The 23,297-nt window shown below is 55.3% G+C and carries 23 protein-coding genes; 5 read left to right on the top strand and 18 right to left on the bottom strand.

The annotated features are described in order from the left end of the window. Positions 1-7: 7 nt before the first annotated feature. A complete protein-coding gene (locus tag SHEL_RS15190; protein ID WP_169304484.1) occupies positions 8-145 on the bottom strand; it encodes a hypothetical protein in 138 nt (45 codons plus the stop codon). A gap of 253 nt (positions 146-398) precedes the next feature. Between SHEL_RS15190 and SHEL_RS01600 the strand changes: the two genes are divergently transcribed. Further along, complete coding sequence (locus SHEL_RS01600) at positions 399-653, top strand: hypothetical protein (protein ID WP_012797502.1); 255 nt, start codon at positions 399-401, stop codon at positions 651-653. 53 nt (positions 654-706) lie between these two features. On the opposite strand, the gene SHEL_RS01595 is transcribed toward SHEL_RS01600, so the two are convergent. The 3 genes from SHEL_RS01595 to SHEL_RS01585 all read right to left on the bottom strand — a co-directional run bounded on the left by SHEL_RS01595 (position 707) and on the right by SHEL_RS01585 (position 2,822). Continuing rightward, on the bottom strand, positions 707-1,567 hold the full coding sequence (locus SHEL_RS01595; protein ID WP_012797501.1) for an IS3 family transposase: 861 nt from the start codon (positions 1,565-1,567) through the stop codon (positions 707-709). Then, positions 1,564-2,079, bottom strand: a complete 516-nt coding sequence (locus SHEL_RS01590) for a helix-turn-helix domain-containing protein (RefSeq protein WP_041422445.1) — start codon at positions 2,077-2,079, stop codon at positions 1,564-1,566. Before SHEL_RS01590 ends, SHEL_RS01595 begins: the two co-directional genes overlap by 4 nt. A 92-nt stretch (positions 2,080-2,171) precedes the next feature. Next, on the bottom strand, positions 2,172-2,822 hold the full coding sequence (locus SHEL_RS01585) for an IS3 family transposase (protein WP_269471199.1): 651 nt from the start codon (positions 2,820-2,822) through the stop codon (positions 2,172-2,174). Positions 2,823-3,609: 787 nt separating this feature from the next. Between SHEL_RS01585 and SHEL_RS01580 the strand changes: the two genes are divergently transcribed. Next, on the top strand, positions 3,610-4,371 hold the full coding sequence (locus SHEL_RS01580) for an SHOCT domain-containing protein (protein WP_012797498.1): 762 nt from the start codon (positions 3,610-3,612) through the stop codon (positions 4,369-4,371). A gap of 277 nt (positions 4,372-4,648) precedes the next feature. Here the strand turns inward: SHEL_RS01580 and SHEL_RS01575 are convergent, their stop codons facing one another. Further along, positions 4,649-4,834: a hypothetical protein gene (locus tag SHEL_RS01575; protein ID WP_012797497.1), complete on the bottom strand. Its 186-nt coding sequence runs from the start codon at positions 4,832-4,834 to the stop codon at positions 4,649-4,651. Positions 4,835-5,381: 547 nt separating this feature from the next. On the opposite strand from SHEL_RS01575, the gene SHEL_RS01565 reads away from it, so the two are divergent. Then, a complete protein-coding gene (locus tag SHEL_RS01565; protein WP_012797495.1) occupies positions 5,382-6,149 on the top strand; it encodes an SDR family NAD(P)-dependent oxidoreductase in 768 nt (255 codons plus the stop codon). Between the two features lie 42 nt (positions 6,150-6,191). Beyond that, a complete protein-coding gene (locus tag SHEL_RS01560) occupies positions 6,192-8,255 on the top strand; it encodes an oxidoreductase (protein WP_012797494.1) in 2,064 nt (687 codons plus the stop codon). Between the two features lie 64 nt (positions 8,256-8,319). Here SHEL_RS01560 and SHEL_RS01555 read toward each other — a convergent pair whose 3' ends face one another. The 4 genes from SHEL_RS01555 to SHEL_RS01540 all read right to left on the bottom strand — a co-directional run bounded on the left by SHEL_RS01555 (position 8,320) and on the right by SHEL_RS01540 (position 12,954). Next, complete coding sequence (locus SHEL_RS01555; RefSeq protein ID WP_012797493.1) at positions 8,320-9,318, bottom strand: IS1595 family transposase; 999 nt, start codon at positions 9,316-9,318, stop codon at positions 8,320-8,322. A 230-nt stretch (positions 9,319-9,548) separates the two neighbouring features. Continuing rightward, positions 9,549-10,076: a TetR/AcrR family transcriptional regulator gene (locus SHEL_RS01550; protein ID WP_012797492.1), complete on the bottom strand. Its 528-nt coding sequence runs from the start codon at positions 10,074-10,076 to the stop codon at positions 9,549-9,551. Positions 10,077-10,504: 428 nt separating this feature from the next. Then, positions 10,505-11,065 (bottom strand): cytochrome c3 family protein, encoded by a 561-nt coding sequence (locus tag SHEL_RS01545; protein ID WP_012797491.1) that lies wholly within the window; start codon positions 11,063-11,065, stop codon positions 10,505-10,507. A 38-nt stretch (positions 11,066-11,103) separates the two neighbouring features. Then, positions 11,104-12,954 (bottom strand): FAD-dependent oxidoreductase, encoded by a 1,851-nt coding sequence (locus tag SHEL_RS01540; protein WP_169304483.1) that lies wholly within the window; start codon positions 12,952-12,954, stop codon positions 11,104-11,106. Between the two features lie 236 nt (positions 12,955-13,190). On the opposite strand from SHEL_RS01540, the gene SHEL_RS01535 reads away from it, so the two are divergent. After that, entirely contained in the window at positions 13,191-14,159 is a 969-nt protein-coding gene (locus tag SHEL_RS01535; RefSeq protein WP_012797489.1) for a LysR family transcriptional regulator, read from the top strand. Positions 14,160-14,572: 413 nt separating this feature from the next. On the opposite strand, the gene SHEL_RS01530 is transcribed toward SHEL_RS01535, so the two are convergent. The 9 genes from SHEL_RS01530 to SHEL_RS01490 form a co-directional block, all read right to left on the bottom strand. After that, on the bottom strand, positions 14,573-14,851 hold the full coding sequence (locus SHEL_RS01530) for a molybdopterin-binding protein (protein WP_050749498.1): 279 nt from the start codon (positions 14,849-14,851) through the stop codon (positions 14,573-14,575). A gap of 107 nt (positions 14,852-14,958) precedes the next feature. After that, complete coding sequence (nrfD, locus tag SHEL_RS01525; RefSeq protein ID WP_012797488.1) at positions 14,959-15,921, bottom strand: NrfD/PsrC family molybdoenzyme membrane anchor subunit; 963 nt, start codon at positions 15,919-15,921, stop codon at positions 14,959-14,961. Positions 15,922-15,924: 3 nt separating this feature from the next. Further along, on the bottom strand, positions 15,925-16,581 hold the full coding sequence (locus tag SHEL_RS14680) for a 4Fe-4S dicluster domain-containing protein (RefSeq protein WP_083762172.1): 657 nt from the start codon (positions 16,579-16,581) through the stop codon (positions 15,925-15,927). Between the two features lie 86 nt (positions 16,582-16,667). Next, a complete protein-coding gene (locus tag SHEL_RS01515; protein WP_012797486.1) occupies positions 16,668-17,486 on the bottom strand; it encodes a molybdopterin-dependent oxidoreductase in 819 nt (272 codons plus the stop codon). A gap of 75 nt (positions 17,487-17,561) precedes the next feature. After that, positions 17,562-19,025: a molybdopterin-dependent oxidoreductase gene (locus SHEL_RS01510; RefSeq protein WP_169304482.1), complete on the bottom strand. Its 1,464-nt coding sequence runs from the start codon at positions 19,023-19,025 to the stop codon at positions 17,562-17,564. Between the two features lie 495 nt (positions 19,026-19,520). After that, positions 19,521-20,462, bottom strand: a complete 942-nt coding sequence (locus SHEL_RS01505; protein ID WP_012797484.1) for a slipin family protein — start codon at positions 20,460-20,462, stop codon at positions 19,521-19,523. Continuing rightward, entirely contained in the window at positions 20,459-20,899 is a 441-nt protein-coding gene (locus SHEL_RS01500; RefSeq protein ID WP_012797483.1) for a GntR family transcriptional regulator, read from the bottom strand. Before SHEL_RS01500 ends, SHEL_RS01505 begins: the two co-directional genes overlap by 4 nt. Positions 20,900-21,308: 409 nt before the next feature. Next, entirely contained in the window at positions 21,309-22,502 is a 1,194-nt protein-coding gene (locus SHEL_RS01495) for an HNH endonuclease domain-containing protein (RefSeq protein ID WP_012797482.1), read from the bottom strand. Beyond that, on the bottom strand, positions 22,469-23,056 hold the full coding sequence (locus SHEL_RS01490; RefSeq protein WP_041422645.1) for a class I SAM-dependent methyltransferase: 588 nt from the start codon (positions 23,054-23,056) through the stop codon (positions 22,469-22,471). Before SHEL_RS01490 ends, SHEL_RS01495 begins: the two co-directional genes overlap by 34 nt. Positions 23,057-23,297 lie beyond the last annotated feature (241 nt).

Here is a 23,297-nt window from a genome sequence, read left to right as displayed (position 1 = left end):
GCCTACCCTAGGCAAGACCTCGCAGGAATGTCAGATCAAAGAGTGCCTGCACGACGTTTGCAAGGATGACATTGGTCGAGCCGTCGAGCTCGACGCCGGAAACGCGCATAGAGTCGATGAGCGGCAAGATAGAGCCGACCATCATGATGGGCTGCGGGTTAGGAGCGCGGGCGATCTTATCGCCCTCGTCATGTCCAAGTGCTCGGACCTGCAGCCTCGGCTGCCGGGTTAGATGTCGGTGTGGGACGAAGCCCCTTCCTTTTGCGCAAAGCCCCAAATGATCTTGGTGTCAGAATGTAGTACATAAGGATTCGGCGAAAGGGATATGCCGGCAACACCCTGAGACTGAATCTTGCTGCAGCGTTAGACAGGCAGGCCCCAACAGAAAGGTGAGGGAAATGAGCAATACAGAATGGCGCTACGCATCGTACGACATCGACAATCCGAACGGAGCCGACTACTGCGCCTCGACGGACTTCAAATCTGATGGGTCCGTTCATCGTTACGACGCGGTTCGCGGCGACTTTGGCAAAGGCCATGGCCATAACGGCTACGGCAGCACCGATGACTACCTTGCAGGCAACAAAAAGGACTGGAGCCGCTCTGTGAACGACCCCGACAGTCAGAACCGCCCCTGGAACAACCCCTACTAGGCCAAGAACATGCCAACGGCGCCCCATTTCTTGGACGTGTTAAATAAGGAGCCCTACGCCACACGAAGGGACTGATTCCGGAATTCTTCCGGGGTCAGTCCCTTGAGTTTAACCTGTCTCCTCTTCGTGTTCCAGTGGATGATGTACTCCTCCAGCTCGGCCTTAAACGTCTCGAAGTCCGGGAACTCCTGGCCCCTGAAGAACTCGTCCTTGATGTGGCCGAACACCTGTTCCGTCGCCCCGTTGTCTATGCAGTTTCCCTTGCGCGACATGCTCTGGATTATCCCGGCTTCCCTGAGTGCATTGCAGTAGAACTCGTGCTGGTATTGCCAGCCCATGTCCGATTGCATGATGGGGCTGGATCCCGCCGGCACCTTGGGCAGCAGCATCGCGAGCATCTCCTTCTGCTGCATCATGTCGGGATGCTCCGATATCGACCAGGCGACGATCTCCTTGCTGCCGAAATCGTAGGCCGGCGCGAGGTAGCCCTTGCCCCAAACCTGCTTGAACTCGGTGACGTCGGTCCCCAGCTTCTGCCACGGCCCGTCGGCGGAGAAGTCGCGGTCGAGCAGGTTCTCGAACGTCTCGCCGACGACGCCCTTGTAGGAGTTGTACTTGTGGTAGTCTGTCTCGCGCCTTATGCCGCAGCTGACGCCCATCTCGTGCATGATCTTGAGCGCGGTCTTGTCGGCTATGCAGACGCCCTTCTTGGCGCGCAGGCACATCGCGATCTGCCTGTGGCCGCAGCCGTTGGCCGTGCGCGAGAAGATCTCTGCAACGTCCTCCCACAGCTCCGGCCTGGTCGGCGCCTTCGGCCCCTTGGCCTTGTTGTAGTGGTAGGTCGATGCGGGCACGCCGGACGCGGCCAGGAGATCAGCCAGCTTGTGCCCTTCCCCTGAAAGCTCCCTGATCACCTGGCATTTCTCCCACGTGCTCGCTTTGCCGCTTCCAGGGCCCTCAATTTTTTTAGGTAGGCGACCTCCGCCCTGAGCCTGCGGTTCTCCTCGTCGAGCTCCTGCTCTCGCGTCTTGGGCTTGGCCGTGCCTTGCGGCCCGGGCGGCCTGCCCTTCGGCGCGGGCTTCAGCGCATCGGGCCCACCCCGACGGTAGTCGCGCACCCACGTGTCGATGGAGGTCTTGCTGGCGATCTTGTACTTGCACATGACCTCCTGCCTGGTCATCCCGCCCTCGACGTGGTCGAGCACGGCAGCAAGCATCGTCTCGTAATCGTAGGTCCTCTTGACATCGCCCATGTTGATGAACGCCTCCGATCCGACGGCCCTGTAGCTCCGAATCCAATTCTTAGCCGTCGTCTCGGGAATTGCAAGCCCCCTCGAAAGCGTGACCCATCCGGCATGCCGCTCTATAAGTTCCGATGCGACCCTCCTCATGTCTTTGCCGTGGCTGAACGAGTAGTTGCTTCCCATAAGAAACCGCACCTCCAAATCTTGAACTTTCTTTTCTTTGTCCAAGATTTGGGGTGCGGTTCACCCGGGAGTGCGGACGTTTTTCTGGACCGCTATGCGGCCCTTCCCAGCGTGCGGCGGAACTCCGCGGGCGTCATGTGGCCCAGCGTCGAGCACTGCCTCTCCTCATTGTACCCCACGATCCACCAGTCGAGCGCGTCCATGAACTCGACCAGGCTCCAGCCGCGCCAGTCGCGCCCGTGGAAGAACTCGCGCTTGAGCAGGCCGAAGAAGCCCTCCATGGCCGCGTTGTCGGGGCTGCAGCCCTTGGCCGACATGCTCCTGACCAGCCCGAACTCCTCGCAGATCGCGATCCAGCCCGGCCAGCGGTAGTGGCCGCCGCGGTCGGAGTGGACCACGGGCGCCTCGCCGGGGGCGAGCAGCGCGCAGGCGTCCGCCAGCGAGGCGTTGGCCAGGTCGGCCGTGGGGTGGGGCCCGACGCGCCAGGCCAAGATCGACGAGTCGAAGCAGTCGCGCACGGCCGACAGGTAGCACTTGCCGGCCGGGATGCGGAACTCGGTGATGTCGGTGACCCACAGGAAGTTCGGCAGCGCCGAGCGGAAGTTGCGCGCGGCCAGGTTGGGCGGCGCCGGCGTGGGCTCGCCGGCGTACGAGCTCCACGGGGCCCGCTTCCCCCCGGCCCAGACGGGCGTGAGGCCCTCCTCGCGCATGATGCGCCGCACCACCTTCTCGGAGACGACCAGCGTGCACGGCGGAAGGCGCCGACGCGCCGGCGGGCAGGTCGTATTCGGTTGTCAAGGTGCAGAGGCCCGGCCGCGCGCAGGCGGCGACGGGTAGTGCCAGCTCCGTACGCGGAGCCTTCAGTACCAGCCGCGCGCAAGCTGCAGTCGGCGGCCTCGTGCGCGAAGGGGCCTTCGGTACCGACCGCGCGCAGGCAGCAGCCGGCAGGTGCGCCGCAGCAAGACGGCGCACGAATTGCCGCCCGGCGACGCGGCCAGGCGGCCCGATATTGAGTTGTCTTAGGTTTTGAATTCGAAGAGGATGATCATCTCGAACCTTTCTCCCGACGCGTACCTATGCAGCATCAGGGCATGGCAATGCCACGGCCTAGCTGCAGACGGTCGAGAAAGGTAGGTTCATCAGATCATGTGGGATTCCTCCGATTGAAACGACATCACGGAATGTCCCGTGACCGGTTCAGTCTAGCAAAAAGCAGCAGTTCAGTCAAAATCGGACGTGGACATACTTGCTCCCATAGACGTACCCCCATGATTAAGGTATCCGCAAACCTACTGGCGCCTAGCACGTCTTCCTTCCGCGCCTCCAAAACAGCTTGCTCGTTCGCATAGGATTTATCCAAGGCTCCATTCAATTATCGAATGAACTGCCCAGTTTCATATCAGTGATGCAACGCTGGCATCCCATACAAGTGCCATTTTGACATTGCGATTCCAACGACGCTGACAAACAGATTTGCCACGCGGTAAGATGGTTATTAGATAATTCATACACGATGAAACGAGGGGATACGTGGATACAAAGACTATTGCCCTGAACAATGGATTCAATCCAGACGATTTTCTTAGTTACGTCAATGACAGGATTACTGCTGCGCTTCCAGGTAATCCGACATTCAGGTACCATTGCGGATTGCTGCGAACCACCATCGCCGATGCTGACGTCGAATTGCTTGTGTATGAATATAAGGCCGAATTGGATGCAAAGACAGCACAAGAACGAGAGATAGAGAGACAACGCTCTATCATGATTGATTGCGGCGCGATTCAATTCAATACAAAAGACCGACAGGTTGTTTTGCCCTCGTCCGATGGCATACAGATCTTTCCCTATGAGAGCGTCCTAGAATACGAGCTGCTTGAAGATGGCGCAACCGAAATGAGCGGTGGCGTTGGAAGGGCTGTAGTGGGAGGGCTGCTGTTCGGCGCGACCGGCGCAATCGTAGGAAGCACGACAAGAAGCACGAAGAACACTTGCTCACTCCTCGTGGTTAAGCTAACCATAGCGCAATTTGGAGCGGCGTATGCGACTTATATATCCAAAACAGTAAGACGTGACAGCCCTTACTACTTGGCGCAATTCAAGCTCGCTCAAGATGCGCTTTCTCAGCTCACTATAATATGCAACGAAAACGAGGCAGCAGCTCAGCCAGTAGATGTTCCCGCAGGAAATACACTGGCCGCTGAAGTGCTTGAGCTGAAAAAGCTTAAGGATGCTGGAATCTTGACGGAAGAGGAATTTGAAGCAGGTAAGCGACGGATACTTGGATTATAAGAACGATTCGGGTCGCATGTTAAGTCAATGCACGAATTACATGCGCCAGTAGTTTTCAAACATGATGGAATCGTTTAGGGCAATAGCAACCATCACCATGGCCACCGACGTGATGGCCATGGTGGAGCTAGTCCTGATTCTTGACAATGGCAATCTCAGCCGCGCGCACCGAAACTACCGCCAGGCTTGCAGGTCGGCGTCGACCATGGTAGCCAGACGGCATGGGCGGGCTTGACCGAGGCAAGCCCGAACGTTTGGGAATATTCCCTGGCTGGGCCTAATAAGCGTAGGAACTGAGGAAACCGCTGCAGCCCCAGTCGGCGCCGCCGGAGATGCCCTCGAGCTGCTCTTCGCTGAGCTCGATGCCTTCTTGCTTCGCGAGGGCCAGAAGTTCCTCGGGCGTCTCGCAGGCCTTCGCCTTCTCCATCTGCTCTGCGGTCAAATCGAAATCTTCGAGCTTCATTGATGTGCCCCCTTTTTCGGATGATGTTCCTACAACTGGTGATTCTACCATGCACAGCTAATTACACCTATGGCGTTGAGTATCCTGAGTTGCCCGCGTCGAAGCACACGATGCAAAACTGCAGAAGTCCAAGCATCTGCCAGGACGATTCCGAAAGGTTCCACCTGCGAGCCCATGCGAAGCGCCAGCGTGAACTCTTGGGTCATATCGTCGCCGAAGACCTCGCGGCACGACTCGGTATGCTCGAGCAGTCCGCCCTCACATCGGAAACATTGGACATCATGCGACGCCTGTGGAAAACCCAATTTGACCAAGGATATTCGTTACTTCGACCACCCTTCGTCCAGAGAATGGTTGAATGACACATGTCCCATCATAAAATGCCTTTTCAAGTATTCAATATGGCACATTTGATCCAAAAAGTTTCATATGGGACATCGGTGCTTGTTTATAGCTTCCAAACACCTTTTCGCTTTCCATAATTGAAGTATAAATACCGCATCATCACAGGTGAGAGCGGATAATCCTCAATGAGAAAGGGTCTGCTATGGGTAAGTTTGAAAACAAAACAGTTGTTGTGACCGGTGCTTCTTCGGGTATTGGAAAGGCAATTGCGGAAGCCTTCGGCGCAGAGGGCGCAAACGTTGCCGTGAACTACCGCGCGAACAAAGATGGCGCCGATGCGGTAGTAGCCAACATCGAAGCCGCCGGCGGCAAGGCAATCGCTGTTGAGGCCAACATCATCGATCCTGAATCCGTTCAGGCAATGACCGACAAGATCGTCGAAGCTTTCGGCACCATCGACGTCTTGGTGAATAGCGCAGGCGCCTTCGATAACTTCACCCCCATTGAAGAGCTCTCCGTAGAAGAATGGGACTGGATTATGGATGTCGACGTCAAGGGCATCTTCCTGTGCTGCAAGTACATGGTCCCTGTCATGCTGAAGAACGAAAACGGCGGCAACGTCATCAACATCGCATCTGGAGCGGGCCTACGTGCTGGCGGCGGCAGCGTTGCCTACACCGCCGCAAAGCATGCTGTGGTGGGATTCACGGCTGCGCTCAGCGATCTGTACTCCAACGAAGGCAAGGGTATCCGTGCCAACGCCATCTGCCCTGGCCTGATCGAGACCCGCATGGTTTCCGGCCTACTCGGCGACGAAGCAACCGCCGAGAGCTTCCGCCACGGTCCCGCTGGCCGTTGGGGCCAGCCCTGCGAAATCGCCAATGCCGCTCTGTATCTGGCTAGCGACGAGTCGTCGTTCATTCACGGCATCTCGCTGCCTGTTGACGGTGGCTGGCTGATTCGCCACTAGCGCATTCCCGTTCAGATGTAGTCACAATTCAAAGGGGGTATTATGGGGTACGAAAAGCTGCTGTCGCCCATTAAAATCGGCAATCTTGAAATCAAAAACCGCATCGTCAAGGCTCCTGCATCCAGCGGATTCGCAGACATGAACGGTTTCTGCACCAATCGCCTGGTCACGTTCTATGAAACCCTGGCAAAAGGCAAGGTCGGCCTTATCATCATGGAAGGCCAGGCTGTCCAGGAGTGGCGAGAGGACTTCTACCACCTGGTGGGGCTGTGGTCCGACGAGCACATCGCGGGCTATAAGGCCATGGTCGATAAGGTTCACGCTGCAGGATCGCCTATCATCGCGCAGTTCTGCCCGATGGGCCCCGTTGATTGGACCGACCCCCGCGGCGCATCCGCGCTGACCCAAGAAGAGATGCCCTGGCCTCCGGCCTTCGGCGCTCCGCCGCGTGAAGTCACCATTGACGAAATCAACGCGCTCAAACAGGCTATCGTCGACGCAGCCATCCGCGCTACGAAGGTCGGGTACGACGGCGTTGAGATCCACACCGCGCACAGCTACTATCTGCAAAGCTTCATGAGCCGCACCTGGAACAAGCGCACGGACCAGTACGGCGGTTCCATCGAAAACCGTGCCCGCCTGGTATGCGAGATGATTCAGGAAGTTCGCGAAGCCACCGGCCCTGACTTCATCATCGGCGTCCGCATGAACGGCGAAGAGTACGGCTGCGACGAGGACCTGCGCCTGACCAGCGACGAGGCCGTCGAAATTGCGAAGCTCTTCGAAAAGGCCGGACTGAATTACATCAACGTGGCAGGCGAAAGCCTGAATCGCCGCGGCGATGTGGTCTCGGTGCCGTCTCAGCATCGTCCCGACTACTGGAACTACCCCGAGCCCGACCCGAACATGAAGCAGTACATGGACCGCTTCGACGAAGGCCTGTTCATCAGGGCCGCAGAAGCCATCCATCGTGCGGTGAACGTACCTGTCATCGGCGTTGGCAAGCAGGATGAAAACAGCGCCGAAGCCTTGTTGGAAGCCGACCGCGTCGATATGGTCGCGTTCGCTCGCCCGCTGTTCGCCGATCCGCTGTTCCCGCTGAAGCTGTACGAAGGACGCCCCGAGGACATAGTCCATTGCACCCGCTGCGGCACTTGCGAATCGCCACTTAATCTGGCACGTCGCTGCCGTGTGAATCCGAGTCTGGCCTTAGGCGATTACCCCGAGCCCGAGCCGGCTGAAGAGAAGAAGAAGGTCATGGTCATCGGTGGTGGTATCGGCGGTATGGAGACTGCGGTTATCGCAGCCAAGCGTGGGCATGACGTAGTGCTTTACGAGCCTAAGCGCAACTTGGGCGGCCATATTCCATTGGCAGCCATGATCAAAGGAACCGAGGGCGACAACGTTCTGCTCATCTACGATTGGCTGAAGACGCAAATCGACAAGCTCGGCGTCAAGGTCGTGAAGAAAAAGGCCAATCGTGCCGCTGTCGTACACGAGCGCCCCGATGCTGTCATCGTCGCCACGGGCGGAACGTACAGCATTCCTGAAATTCCAGGCATCGACGGCCGCAACGTGTCTACGGTCACTGCCCTGTCGAAGCTGGCCGAGAAACCGCTGGAGCTGCTGGGGCCAAAGGCTCTGAGCACGCTTTCGAACATCGCACTGCCAGGTGTAGGCAAACGCGTTGCCATTATCGGCGGCGAAATCGCCGGCCTGCAAGGCGCTCTATTCATGAAGAAGCGCGGTAAGGACGTCATGGTCTTCGAATCCGGCGAAGACAACGTCGGTGCCGGCATGACCGATACGTATCTGCCTCGTCTCCTGTCCTGGTTCTCCCAGAACGACGTTCCTATTTACTCTGGCGTGCAGTTCGACGAAATTACCAAGAAGGGTCTAGTCGTCACCACAAAGGACGGCGAAAAGAAGGAATTTGAATGCGATACGGTTATGGTACTTCCGTCCATGGTTGCTGACACGTCGCTGTTCGACGAGGTCAACGGCATTGCCGAAAAGACAATACTGGTCGGATCCGTGAAGGGTTCGCCCAACTGGTTGATCGAGCACGCCATGGCGGACGGCTACCAGGCAGCCATGTCCATATAAATATGCCATGCATAGTCGCTGATTAACGTTGCAAAACAAAGGCCGCAATTTGGGAACCCTACAGTCAACCAACGTAGGCGTGACCGCGCTTGCGCGAGCTGCGGAAAGTGGCGTCGGCCATGAACAAATGGCGGAGCACCCTTTCCACTTTGGGCCATTTCTCCTCGGCCCGCTTGACCCTGAACAGGTACGCGTACCAGTTCAGATATGACTGCAGGTTCTTGACGTCCATGCCGACGTAGCCGTGCAGGTAGCGCCTGATCCAGGAGCACAGGTTGTTCACCATCGCCATCTTCTCGAGGTACTCCGGGTCCTTCGTGTCGGCCTTGTAGGGCCGGTCGACGCCCTTCACGGCCTTCACCAGCGACTTGTGGGACTTCTCCATGTCGTGGAAGATCTCGGAGCCCTCGGCGATGCTGGCCTGCAGCGCGTCCTTGATGCGCCTGGCCGAGGGCTTGCCGTGGCCGCAGCGCACGGCGACCACGTTCTTGTGGACGTCGATCGCGACCGCTATGCAGACCTTGTCCTTGCTCAGGCCCCTCTTCGGCCTCCAGCCCGGGCCTCCCTTCAGGTCGGAGTCCGTGACGTACATCTCGTCTATCCAGACCTTGTCCCGCAGGACGATGCGGTCCTGGTAGCCGTCTATCGTGCTCATGACCCGGTGGCGCCACTCCCAGGCCGTCTGGTGCGACATCCCGCAGAGCTCCGCCGCAGCGTCGAGCTGCACGTTGTAGCACATGAGGCGGATGAAGAGGACCCATGCGGACAGGGGCTTCTTCGAGGATTCGAATATCGTGCCGGCCAACGACGTGTACTTGCGACCGCAGTCGCGGCATTCCCAGAACCTGCGGCCGGCACCCGTGCGGCCTCGGCCGACGGTCTCGCCGGAACCGCATCTCGGGCACGGGGGCCGGGGCCTCCACTCGTCGGCAGCCTCGTCGTAATCTCCGACGCCGACGGACTCGCGGCACCTTCTCGTCTCGACGGCCTCTTGCAAGAGCGCGAAATCGCCCTCATCGAGGGCGTTGACCCGCTTCGCGAACGGGTTCGTACGGGTGGACATGGCGGTATCCCATCCGCCCAGGCGCCCATCCGATCGGGATCGTCGCCAAACAATGGACCGGATGGGCACCTGGGCTGATCATTGTTTGGCTCCGCCATTATAGCCTTTTGCACAGCACGGCGGCCGACTGCTCGGGAGTGCCTAGCATGCCTACGTTGGTTGACTGTAGGAATTTGGGAAATACCAGGTTGCGGCTTTTCCATATTGTCATGCTTTCGAGCATGACAGTGTTACATGAGCGTCTCGCGAATACGTTCGGGAATGAGTTCGTACAAGTAGTCGCCCATGTCACGCGTTGGGATATCACAGCCGCGCTCTATCCATTTCTGAAGTGCAAAAATGTGGCCGCTGCAGAGAAACTCCAAGGCAACTTGGATGTCTGCAGGAATGATTGTCGTTTCATGCGCCAAAAGATAGCCCTGGGAATAAAAGTCATATGAGTAGCCGTATAAGAAGCTCATAAAGGACTCTTCACCATCGATGCGCACTGCTTTATTAAAGAACGAATAGTTCTTTTTGACGAACTCAGTTGTTTCGCGCAATGCGATACGCCAGCTCATGTCACGATCGGTGGTCAGCTTGTCGATTTCCGACCGATAAAAAGCCCCCATCAGTTCATATTTGCTTGAAAAGTGACGATAGAACGTCGACCGTGACACTCCAGAAAGATTGAGGATCATGTCGACAGTGATGCAATCAAAAGGATGGTCACGCATAAGGTCCTCGAAAGCATCAACTATGAATTTTTCAGTATTCATAAGCTACCTGCTTTTGGTCTAGAGCCACTAGATGTACCGATCCAGTTGCATGATGCACTCTGTTTAATCGTTCGCTTATTTAGAACAGGACTCTTGCCCGTGCATTGTACCAGACCATCAGTTCTTTTGCCCTCCCAATGACAGACTCGTCCGACTGCCTGGCGAAAACCACTACGCAACCAGACAAAATGCAGTGGGAGCCATAGCGTTTACAAAAAGAGTGCGCATTCGAAGACACAGGAACGCCTTGCCCCTACCCCCGCTTCAACCCGCGCTTCATGAGCGAAGGCACCCATGGGGCCGCAAGCGTCTGGGCGTGAACAAACCACTGTTGCTCGCTCATCCGCTTCGTGCTCATCCGAAAAAAGGGGGAGAGTCCCAGTCGGGACTCTCCCCCTTTAGCGGAGGGGGATCTAAGGTCCGTTTAGCTATCGTTCGCCCCACGTTCCGTTGTCCGTGGAGAGCTCCCAGTCGTGGCACGACCAGCAGTACATCGTGGAACCGGCATCCAACCTGTGGCAGTTGTCGCAGGCCAGGTTGCTTGTGTAGTGGTTCGCATGCGGATTCGCCGACTCAACCGGAATGGCGCCTTTCATCGTGAGGAAGCCATCCGTTGCCGTCACGATCTCCTCCGCAGACCCATGGCATTCACCGCATGTTTCGTACGACACTTCGGTCACGCCGCTAATATCCTGGCCGATGCTTTCGTGGTATTCAACCAGCGTAATACCATCGGATGCGGGCAGATCAGGAGCAATCTCGGGTAAATCTCCGCCCATCTCCTCTGGTGCCTCGGCGCTTTCCGCATCTGCTGTTTCGGCTTCAGTCGCGGCTGCTCCTTCGTCAGTCCCTTCGTCAGTTGCTCCTTCAGTAGTCTCGGCGCTTTGGTCGGCCGACGTGCTGTCTTGCGCCTGTTGAGTGCATGCGGCGCCCAGCATCAAGCTGAAAACGCACGCCACTGTCAACGCGCTCAAAGCAATCTTCTTCATGTGCATCAACTTCCTATCTGGCACTTCAGTGCGTGCATTTACTCGTTTGCAAGAATGGCATTCATGGCCATGTACCCACCAACGCCGGAAATCGCCACGCCAGCATGAATGGTGGGGTTACCGAAGATTCCGCCATAATTGTTCACGCCGCCGATGCCACCTGCTGTGTACCAACCTGCATACAGACCAGGAATAGGGTCGCCTTCAGCGTTGATGACCTGCATTTTCTCATTGACGCGCAGGCCGGCCATCGTCTTGGAGATTTGACCGCCCATAGCTGCACCATAATACGGCGGAGTGTCGACGGGGATGAGCCAGTCCTCCTTGTAGGGAGCTGGCAGATCGGTGTCCTCGCCTTTCGCGCAAATGTCGTTGTTCCAGTGATCGACCGCCGCGGTTACGCGCTCGGGGCGTAGGCCCAGCATCTCGGCCAGCTCTTCAAGCGTGTCCGCCTTGGAAATAGCGCCGCGCGCCACGGCCTCCTCGAACTCCTTCTCCCATTCGGTACTGGAAGCCAGCGTGTTCACCACGGTCCTGTCTTCGCTCACCGGCTGACGATGCGCGTCCTGGTTCGGGTTCATGGCCGAGTTCTCGAACACCTTCAAGCTCTCCTTGAACTTCGAATCGAAGATGTTGTATGCGCGATGACCGATTGACGAACTCCAGTGGTTTGCGCTGGTCAGGTCACCGATTTCGCAATTCTCCAGGTGCGGATAGTTCTCTTGGGGAATGCCGTCACCCGTGCTCTTGGCGAAGAATTCCATGCGCCTGCCGGTAATGTCAATCTTCAGCCAGGGGTTCTGCATGACCTGCTTCGCACCGTTCCAGAAGTGATGGAAATAGTTGCCGTCGCCATTGCCCCAGTACTCGTCAAGGCCGCCCTCCCACATGGAGAACGAATTGAAACCGGACACATCGGCTCCGACGCCTAGGCCCATGCGGAAGCACTCGCCGGTATGCGAGGGCATGGGGCCGCCTTGCGTGGCGTACATGTAGGCTGTCGGGGTGTATTTTTCCAGCAGGTCCAGATTCATACCGAAGCCGCCCGCCGTCAGCAGCACAGCCTTGGCGCCTTTCAAGTACGTCTCGTTGCCTAGCGTGTCAGCAACCTTGATGCCCACCACGCGGTCGCCGTCCTGTATCAGGGCCTTGCACTGAGTGAGCAGCTTGATTTCCACGCCGTCTGCGATGGCGTTGTCGGTCAGCGCTTCAGCCGTCCAATGGTTGCCCAACAGCGTGTTCTGCTCCTTGCTGTTCACGCGAATGTCTTCCATGCAGGGGCCAGCTGCCACCCACTCAATACCTGGCTGTTCCATCATCCAGTCGATCCACTCCGCGCCAGCGATAACCGAATCGTAGAGCAGCTTGTAATCGACGGTCCAGCTGCAGTACTCCTCGTACTTCGTAGTGGCCGCCTTAGGATCAAACTTGTCGCCAGGCCAGTGGTAACCAGCCTCTTCCTGTGCCTTCGAGCCGCCCGAAATCACAGCGTTTTCAGCCGCATGTCTCGAGGCGCCGCCCGTTACGTCGCCTTTCTCAATGAGTGCCGTCTTCAAGCCGCCTTGAGCCGCCATATTCGCTGCCGTCAGACCACCCCAACCGCTGCCTACGATGACAACATCGTATTCTTCGTCCCACGCGGCCGGAGCAGGCTCGGGTGGAATAGGCTCGGCATTCGGCTTGGTAATGCCCGTGTTCTGGGGCGACGGAACCATGCGGCTGTTAGGTGCCGGACGATCGGGAACCTGATAGCCGTCAGCGGACTCGCTAGACGCTACCGAGGTGTCGTCGGCAAGCGCTCGAGCCGGCAACCCAGCCGCCACCAAAGCACCTCCCGCTATCAATGCGCTTCCGCTCAAAAAGTCACGGCGTGTTAGCTTCTCCTCCAATGAGATCATCCTCCTTTTTCCAGGACGTAAACCTGACCCTCCTAGCCGGAGCATATCCATATTAGAATGCTGCGAACAGATGAGAAAAATGCGAGCTATTACGCCGCGAGACCCCAAACACAATGGCCTGATTTGAAATTGAAATCAGGCCATATGGATTCACGATTGTTTTTTCGGCAATCTGCCTTCACAATCAAATTGCAGGTCAACATTGGAATGCATACCGGGGAGGGCATATGGACATAGAGAGAATGCGGGAGTTTGTAACACTTGCGCACACCATGAACTTCACCAAAGCCGCACGCATCATGCATCTATCTCAATCTGCGTTGAGCAATCACATCATGCAGATGGAAAAGGAGCTCGGAGTTTCCCTTGTCGACCGAACCACTCAAAAAATCCGGCTTACCGTGGCGGGATACAATTTCCTAGAAACCTCGTCCCTCATCATTAATTCTTACGACAGTTTTCTGGAGCGTCGCAGCAAAAACGAGTTCTCGGAGAATAACCATATTGTCGTACAGACCCTTCAGCACGCCGATCAGGCTACACATGTGCTTCTGACGCGGATACGGCAGTTTTGCGCGTTACATCCTGACGTGCAGTTCGAGATTCGGGAATCGCTGTCGTTCGACGTAGTAAACAACATCGAAGATGGAACAGTTGATTGCGGACATCTGGGTTTGTACCTGTCCGAACCCGAACCCATAGACAACATCGACGTCTTTCCCATCGTCGACGAAGAAGTGGTGGTTTGGATTGATAAATCTCTACCGCAAGCAACTGCCGAACAGCTTTCTCCGCAAGACCTCGAGGGACTGGACATGCCCACATGGACGGGGCTCGGTCACAACAGTTTTGAAAGCTTCCATCAACAAATCAGCGAGATGTACGACATGAACATCCGCTATGTGCCCCGATACTGCATATCGCGCGAAGACTTTTTCCTCAACAAAATCACGTCGAATGACGTGGTCCTGCTTACCATGGGAAGCGAGAACATCCACTCAATCGCAGTGCGTGAAGACCGCATCTTGCGCACGTTTGAGCCAACGATTTACGAGCACACGTGCATAGCGTTTCGTGCAGACAAAAACGAGAACTCGGCACTCGCGCTATTCGAACAGTTCATGCGTGACGAATACGCCCGCGACCCCTACGGAGAAAACGTGCTCGGACAAAACTACGCGAACCCCGTAAAGTAATGCGTCACGTACACATGCGATAGGCCCAACAACCACAAGGCGCCGCCGACCCGAAAGCCGACGGCGCCTTGCCCGAAAGGGGACGCGTTACGCCCAGGCCAGCATGGCCGCAGCCGCGTACACGACCACCACCATGAGTCCCATGCCGATTAGCGTCCAGACAACAACCTTCTTCAACATGGCAATCCCTACCCTCTTCACTCGAAAAGGATTTCGTAGCCGCTTAATGGTTCGACCGTCTTGCAAGAATGCGCTGCTCAAAAAAAGAGAGCAGTGCTACCGCACGCTCTCTTTCCCTGTGAAACAAATGTTGGACACACTTCTCAATATGTGGCATTAGCACCAACGCTGCAGACAACATCACTATGCCCATCGAAGCATCCGTATTTCAAAGGCATACGCGAATAGCCGCGCTATTCAACTTCGATTTCAACATGAGCCGTCGCAGGGCTGCATTCGTCTTTGTCATTCACCGAGCGAATATGCATGACGTAAAAACCGCGTTTGGGCGGTATCCACTCAAACGACCAGCATACATTCTGATAGTCAGTCATATCGGGAGTGTCGTAGCGCGTCCAGTTTTGCCCTCCGTCTAGCGTAAACTCGACAGCCTTGATGCATTTCCCGAAGTCGTACGCCACTCCCTCTAATCTCACTCGTTTTCCCTTTTGGGCATATACGCGTGGAATCATATCCGTTCCTTTGCGATGTCATTACAGTCTTCTTGCCTCATAATCCTCAATAGAGGCGATTGGTCATCCCGGTCAATCACGATAGGCCCGATGTGCAAACCCCGTTATCACAAAAGCAAATTCGACATCGTGTCTCCTATCACGTCGGCATGGATGCCAGCCGCAAGGATAAGAAACCTAAGTCCGCAGCCGCCAACCAAAGCTCCGACAGCGCCGAAGGCCATAACGTGCCTTGTGTTACGCTCTCCCATCGCAAGGCCGCATATAGCCATCGTAAGCGGAATCACCAACCCGCAAACAACGACTATGCTCCAGAACAAGACGGAGAGACTGCCGTTTACAAGCAATCCGGCAGACGAGGCGGCAGCCTGGCCTCCAGATGTTGTCGGATTCGCCGAAAGCATAACCCAAAGGAATACCCAGAGAACCGCAAGTTCAAGCACTACCAGCACGACCACGATCCGCTTCATAATCATTGACTCATGATGAGCCAATGGGTCTTTCTTTGAAAGTACGACAGCAACCACTTCAACAAGAGCCACACCGGTATCAAATGCCGACACTGTAAAAAGACAAGGAAGCAATGGGGTATCCCATAGAGGGACGCCACCAGCCGTTTTCAGCAGCATGCCCGTGTAGGCAGCCACAAAAACTGCAAGGGCAGCGCCAATAACGCCAAGGACCGCACGGATCTTCGTGCCATGCCTCTTATACCAGCCCCACTTCTCCACTAGCCGATTATTGACCGAAGGCACCGCGATAAACGCAGACACCGTCCAAACGACAAGCGCACAAAACGCACCCCAAGCACCATAGGTCATCCACGAGGTAAAGTGACTGAAGCTTTGCCACAGAAGTATTCCGCGCAGAGGGTTGATGAGCTCTAGAACCAGGAGCATAAGCCCCACACCAAGGCTTATGACCGCAGCCCACATGGAAGTGCTTACGATGAGTCGGTGCCTCGTCTTGTCCATAAGGAACAACCCGGTAGCCATGATGAAAGCCCCAGATCCCATGCCCCCTAAGAAAAGATACAGCGCAGGCTGCCAGGTCCAAACTAGTTGCAACACAGCTTACACCTCCCCAGTAATGTAGCAGTTCGGTTCGCAAGCATCACCTACACGAACGACCTCATGGTTAAGAGACTCAGCCTCAGCGACAAGGTCGTCAATGGGACCATAGGAAAGCGCGCCGAATTTGCAAGCAGATACGCAATAAGGCTGATCGCCTGGCTTTACCCCAGCGCCAAGGCAGCAATCGCACTTATCCATCGAATCGCTGTTGTACCTCGGAACTTCGTAAGGACACGCTTGGAAGCAATACTTGCATCCTATGCAGAGGTCCTTATCAACCTGAACAATACCCGCATCTACCTTGCTTATTGCACCAGCAGGGCATACCCGCATGCAGTTCGGATCGTCGCAATGCATACATGAAGTTGAAACACGGTATTTCTTTCCATGCGAATCAAATCGCTCAGTAATCCTGCGTCTATCGGGCGTATCATCCGACAGTTTGTTGTATTTTCGGCATGCTGCAACGCAGTTCTTGCAGCCCACGCATTTTCTGCGGTTTACCATGAAACCGTACTGAACGTCAACAAGACCGCTTGCAGCCTCTTCGGCACGAGCAGGCATAGCCTGTGTCACGCCGGCAAAAATGAGGCAAGAACCAATTGCAATAACGCCTTTAACGAGGGTTCTACGAGCCATTGTGGTCTCATCGTTCATCGCTCCTCCTTTCATCAGGTCAGGTCTAGGGAATCAGATCCGAGACCTTCAGCGGCCCTGGAGTCCAATTCCTACCGGTTTTCCGCCTATCGAACCTCGCCTCCGAAAAGGACGCCGATGTTGGGCAGATTCTCATATGCCTCACGCGCCTCATCACTCGAAGGCGACGGCGGAGGTGTTTGTCGCTGTTCTAGCGTAATTATTTCAACGTCACGTGCAAAGTAGCTGGCCGCTGTCGACCCGAGCCATAGCTGGTTCCTTCCGCCGACCACTTCGGAAATGGGAGCCCCGTTGACATCGAATACAAGAATGCAATTTCGCTGCAACACATACGACAACGGCAATGCAACCTGATAACCATCTGCCGAAGTGAAGACAATCGTGTTCGCGCCTTCCTCTACACCAACCGCATCAAGAATCGCCGCAACAGAAATTCCCGTTACCTCGGCATTAGCAGTAGCTCGTCCATCGGCGGGATTGCCTGCGCACGAACAGCCCATGACACTTTTCTGCACATCAGGAGACGCCTTCATTTCGGCAAAGGTCATTTCTATTGGATCAACCACTTTACCGACCACTGCTATGCTCCAGTCCTCGGCAACAGTCTCATCGTTGTTATGCGATTCAACCTGAGACGCACATAGATACTGGGAGTTATTGGTAACGGCTGCGACATCCTCATTGCTCGAAATCTTCGTTTGCGTATAAGAGAACTCGCCTGCAACCACGTCCATGGTCACGATGTCGGTTTTATAATACTCGGATTCCTCGTTGACGTTGGTCGTCTGAGGTAGTGCCGCATCGGCGTCGCTTGCCGAAGTGGCCGCAATAATTCCACCCGTTACTCCACTTATGACAAGCAGCGATGTCGTACTCACCGCCAGTGTTTTTCTCATCGTACTCATGTGGGACCACCTTTCACTCGTGAGCGGCAAACGGTCAGCTCACCGCTCACAGGATGACTCGTTTTCGTTTAACGTCTACTTGGCGTTGACCATTACTTTGTCAACATAGACTGGCTCACCGGTCACATCGGAAATCGCACGAACCGACAACACATAAGCGCCTTCTGTTTCTGGTGTGAATCCGAAGTACCAATACACCCATTTTGTCTTATCGGAATCAGAAGTGTCGTAGCGCGTCCATGTTTCCCCGTTATCCATCGAGAACTCAACGGCTATAACTTGCTCATCGAGCGCATCCGCATACCCCTCGAAAACAAATTCCTCGCCTACGGGAATGATTTGCCCTTCGTGGATGTTGCATATAGCCATGCTCGGCTTATTTCCCCATACGGCATCCGATTCGCCAGATCCGAAGTCTCCGACGGTTCCTCCGTAATGATGGTTGCCCTCTTCATCGATGTAGTCGTTGATATACGCGCCAAAGTCCTGGTAGACCTCTTGGTCAGTCACTTCAAGTTCCGTGACCCAGCGAACGCTGTTGCTGGCTCCATTCAAGGGAACCCACACTCTTACAGGGAAGCCTTCAATGTTGCTCAACCTCTCCCCGTTGATTTCCCAAACAATCCAGCCGCCGTCTTCAGCTAAGTCTTCAAGATTGTATCCATAACCCCATTCGTACAAATCGGAGGCATGCGGAATAACGCCCGTTGCGTCAGACTGGACTCCGGCTTTCTCCAAGAACCACGAAATGGGAACTCCAGTAACTTCAAAGTTGCCGATTTCTTCTCCGCCCACAGTATTAATGATGCACTGAAGCTTCGACGTAAAGTGTTCGACGGGGGCTTCCTCCAAGACTTCTTTCATCGTAATCGTGTAGGGATGATCGACCATGCCTGTGACGGAAATCTCCCAGTTGTCAAACATTTCGTCAGTGGGTTCACCACCGCTCATGGGGCCGACTTCATTCTGCTCGGGAACAGTAGCAGTCTCTGAGTGAGTTGTCCAACCTGCAGAGTCGCCGCCAAGTTTATCCTGATCATAGCTGAAATTACCTTCAACATTGGCAATCGCGTTGATGCCATGAAGGATGGAGTATTTCTCCTCATCCCAGAGCTGCATTCCCGTCCCATCAGCTGTTGCCATATGGCACGACATACAGTCCCCATTAAACTTCTCGCCCTGGTGAATACCATGCATCAGGTTGCCAAAGGAGTGCGCCGGCGCGGTTTCTGGCGCAAGCTCATGACACCGGAGACAGTCGCTGACGTTCTTTACGGTCCCAAGGCCAAAATCGATTTTATAATGCGTAAGCGAGAGATCATTCTCCACAAGATCCGCCAGGCCATCGGTGTGGCATGAATCGCAACCGCGGTTTTCAGCATTCAGATACATGAGATTATAGACGCTGGGGCTTCCATGGTAGATTCCCACCTCCCCAGAATCCGGAACACGTTGCACCTGGGTACCATCTTCCAACGTAATTACTTCAGGCTGCCAGCTGTCTGCCAGTTCTTGGTTGTAATCATAAACTTCAGGCATTGTCGCGCCTTCGTTAATTGAGGGTGCCGTAGGATAAAACTGCAAGTCCTCCTCTGAATCCCCCTGATCAGAAGTCGAAACGCATGCTGTCAGCGCAAGAACCAGAACGCCGATAGCCGCTGTCAGTAAAGCTTTCCTGTGCATTTTTCCCCTTCCTCTAATACTCGCCTTTTATCGCAATTGAGATGAGCCCTGCTGTTCCGCCCTGCACGTGTGATTTCCCTTGGCTCTCGTGATATCAATCCTGCATGACGGCACAATAGACACATATAGTATATATGTCTATTGTACTAGTTGTCTAGTTCAATATTTAAATAAGAGAAATACGGGGCTGAATGGATGCATACGCAGCTAATAGACCCGCCCCTAGAGATCCTGGCTCAAAATGCGTATTAGACTCGGGCTGCCTGAACGCAACCAGAGTTCAGCGGTATATGTTTTTGAAATCAGAAGGCAGCTCGACTATCGTGACAGCCCTTGCAGATGCAGGATCCGTTAGCCCTTCAGCCGGCTTTTTTCAACAAAGCCGTCAGCCAAACTACTCGGCGCAATGAGCACTCCCTTGCCATCACGGGCACTTTCATAGCTCAGATTCATGGCACGCAGTTCCATGGCGCCTTCTTCTTGGTTGTATACGCGTGCAGCCTCCACGTACATCTCAGAAATGTCGCGCTCCACTTCAGCCAACAGCACGCGAGCATCGCGCTCACGCTCAGCCTGTGCCTCCCGTGCAAGCGACTGCTGCAGGTCCTTCGGTATGCGGATATCGCGAATCGCCACGGAAAGAACGCTGATGCCCCACTCTTCACATTTATCCGCCATGAATTCTTCCAACTCGTGGTCGAGTTGACAACGGCGCACGGAAAGCTCAGCGAGAGTCACCTGACCCACCGCATCACGAATAGCCGCCTGTGCACTCCGCATTACGGCTTGAGGAAAGTTGGCTACCTCCATACATGCCTTGCGAGAATCGAAAACCATCCAATACAGTACGGCGTCCATATCTACGCTTACCAGATCAGCAGTCAGGGCTTGCTCCGCGACAAATGAAGACGTTATCATTCGCTGGTCGACAAACATCGCTATCGAATCGACAAGCGGAATGACGACATACAAACCAGGTCCTGCAACCTTATGAAATTTCCCCATGCGCAATAACACGGCTCGTTCCCATTGTGGTGCAACACGAAATGTGAACGAGCACAGCAAGCCTACTACTGCGGCAGCTAATACGGCATAAGCCTGAAGCACGGGGAACAGAACGGCAAATACAATTAGAAAAGAAATAGCGAATACCAGGACTGCAAATCCATACACACCCGCGCGAGATGCCCGTTTATTACTCGTAGTATCGTAAATCGATTCGTTATCATCAATACCTGGCACTTCCGAAATCTGGCCTTCCGACTTTTTTAGGTGCTCTTTTTTCCCTATCATACAAATCTTCCCCCTACGCGTTCGGCCACGAGTGAAGCAGCATCTGAAGCAGTGAGTCCTAATTCTTTCATTTCGTCAAGAAACTTATCCACCAATAAATTAGCAGCCGCGATACCTTCTTGTTGACTTGCATCTCGCAGGTCAAGCTCAGCCACAAACGTACCTTTGCCGCGACGTGTAATCACATAACCATCTTTTTCGATGTCCTTGTATACCTTACTGACCGTGTTGTAGTTCACGTTCAGCTCTGCGCACAACTCTCGGACGGTGGGGAGCTGCTGGCCAGGCAAAAACGTACCTGACACAATAAGAAACACCAACCGGTTTCGCAATTGAATCCACAGCGGTACGCCGCTTGACTCATCAATCGCAATCAAGCTTTTATCAGCCAACGGCGCTTGCGTCTGCTGATTCTCTTTTTGCCAAACTGGAGGCATGGCGAATTCCTTATATTTACACAGCACGATAAATGCCACTTAATAACTATTCATATATTGAACTATTTTAACATATCATAGAGGCCCGAACACGATAGCAAGCCAGCCCGTTTGCTTCAAGCCAAGTTCGCAATCCCCGAACCCAGATCAAAATCCGCCATTACCAAGCAGTAGCAACGATGTTCTCTCAGGGTTCGATATCAGCGTGCTTTGGAAGCGTAGCCCCATTCGTTCTGCCTGGCCTTTTTCTCCCTTATTAAACAGGAAAAATCACAGTGCCGATACTAACGCCCGCTTTGGCCCAATTCCCCTGAATCTAACAAATATAACGATACGTTTATCCAGCTTCGAACAGCCTTAAAAACTATCCACGCATCTCGTAAGGATAGTGAAATTCATGGAAGGGCTATTATCCCTCTCGCACGCCGTCATAAACGCACTCCACCGTTGGGCGCCAGATGTCGAACCCCTGGTTGCGGGCGATTTGGTGCAGCGGGCGTATCGCCTTCCCGATGTCGTCGATGAAAGCCTCGCGGCACGATGCAGTATTCTCGAACGATTCAAAGTTAGGCTCAATCTGCAGATACGCCTCCAGCACCTTGCGGTGGCGCCCGGTGTTGCGCACGGCCATCAGCGCGTCGAACTGCTGCGAGGCGAACGGCACGAGGAAGTCACCCAGGTCGGGAAGCCGATCGCCCTTCGAGCTGTTGGCGTTCTTGAACATCGGGACCAGGTTCCACGGCTCGTCGTGCAGCACGAAGCTCCAGGGGATGAAGTGATCTATGGAGAGCCCGCCCCTCTCCTGCAAAGCATCCTCGGTGAAGGGAACGCCCGTGTATATCTCCCGCAGGCCGGCAAGGGCAAGCGCCTCTTTCCAGTACCGCGTGGCCGCGCCCAGATTGCGTGTTTGCGGCGGGTATATCTTCAGGGGAATCGCCGGCATGCTGGGGTTTCGATCCTGAAGGTACCGCACGAGCTTCATGTCCAGCCATCCGCGCACAATTTGCTGGTTGTCACGAAAGTACGCCGCCCATTTCGGATCCACCGTCAGCCCGTCGAAGGCCTCGTTGAACACATAGGGGGCGCCGGCGGAATCGCTGCGGTTGGCGGCGACTATGGCGTTGCGTATCGCAATGTCGCCGAGCCTTTTGCCGACCCTCTCCTGTTCGTCCCGCATGCTATCCTCGTAGAATAGACGGATCAGCAGGTGCGGGACGTATTTGCAGCGCTCCTTGATGCAGCGGCGGACCTCGGGGTTCTCGCTCCCTTCAACGGCGGCTATTATTTCGGAGGATTTGGCGTCGCCGGACAGCCCGTGGGCGTCCCTTACCGCGTCGACGCACTCGCCCATCTTGTCCTGGAGTCCGAAGCTGAGCCTGTAGTAGACGATCGGATACCACGAGGCGGCGACCATGCGCGCTACGATGCGAGCGAAAGACATGTCGGCGTTCCCGTCCACGACCTCTTCGAACACGCCCCTCAGCCACAGCAGCTTGTAGCTGTTCGTCAGGCCTCTCGGGGCGAGCATCCTCTCCAGGCGGGTGCTCTTGAATGCGTCGCCCGTGCAGGTCAGCATGCCTTGCGAGCCAAGAAGTTCAGCCATTTCTCGTCTCCCCTTCCCTCTCGCACGTCGGCGCTTTCCCAGCAATCTAACAGCTCCCAGTCCCCTGTTAGCAGTACAGACAAATCACCAGACTGGAGGTCCGTGAACCATCGGCCACTGCGGTATCCCTCGAAGTCGCCGAGCTTGAAGCTGGCGTACAGAACGCCCCCTTGCTTGAGGGCCACATTGGCTCGGGCAAAGGCCTCTGGCAGCTGGCTACGTTTCAAATGAATGAGGCTGGCGCACGCCCAAATTCCATTGAATGCTTCGCGTTCAATGAGGCCCATGAAGTCCTCACATCGCACCTCGACGCCCGCGACAGCCCTCGCCGATTCACACATTGCCTCCGACGCATCTGTGGCAACCACATCGAAGCCCATGTCGGCCAATGCCTTGCTATCCCTTCCCGAGCCGCAGCCCCAATCGAGGATCTTGCCCCCTTCGGGAAGCAGCGCCGCAAATCTGCCAAGGGCGTCGGACATCGACGCGCCGACGGTCTCCGCCACGAACGACCCGGCGTTCTCCTCGTAATAGTTGATAGTCGAACTATCCATGTTTGCGCTGTCCATACCCATTCCGATTCCCGTGATTCTTTCCGATTATTTCTTCGCTATAGGAGTGGAGACGATGGTACCACCTACGAGAAGCCTGTCGGTAAACAACGAATCATAAGAGCAACTGAATACCTTGCAAAAACCAGGAGGAACCAAACCCTATTGAGTTTCTTGGCGCATGCATATGCACTCATCGAGCCACATTCCTTAAACTGCGAACATTAGCAAACGGCAGAAGTCC

The organism is Slackia heliotrinireducens DSM 20476 (genome assembly GCF_000023885.1).
GTDB classification, from domain to species: Bacteria; Actinomycetota; Coriobacteriia; order Coriobacteriales; family Eggerthellaceae; genus Slackia; species Slackia heliotrinireducens.
This window is presented reverse-complemented; position numbering and strand designations above follow the sequence as displayed.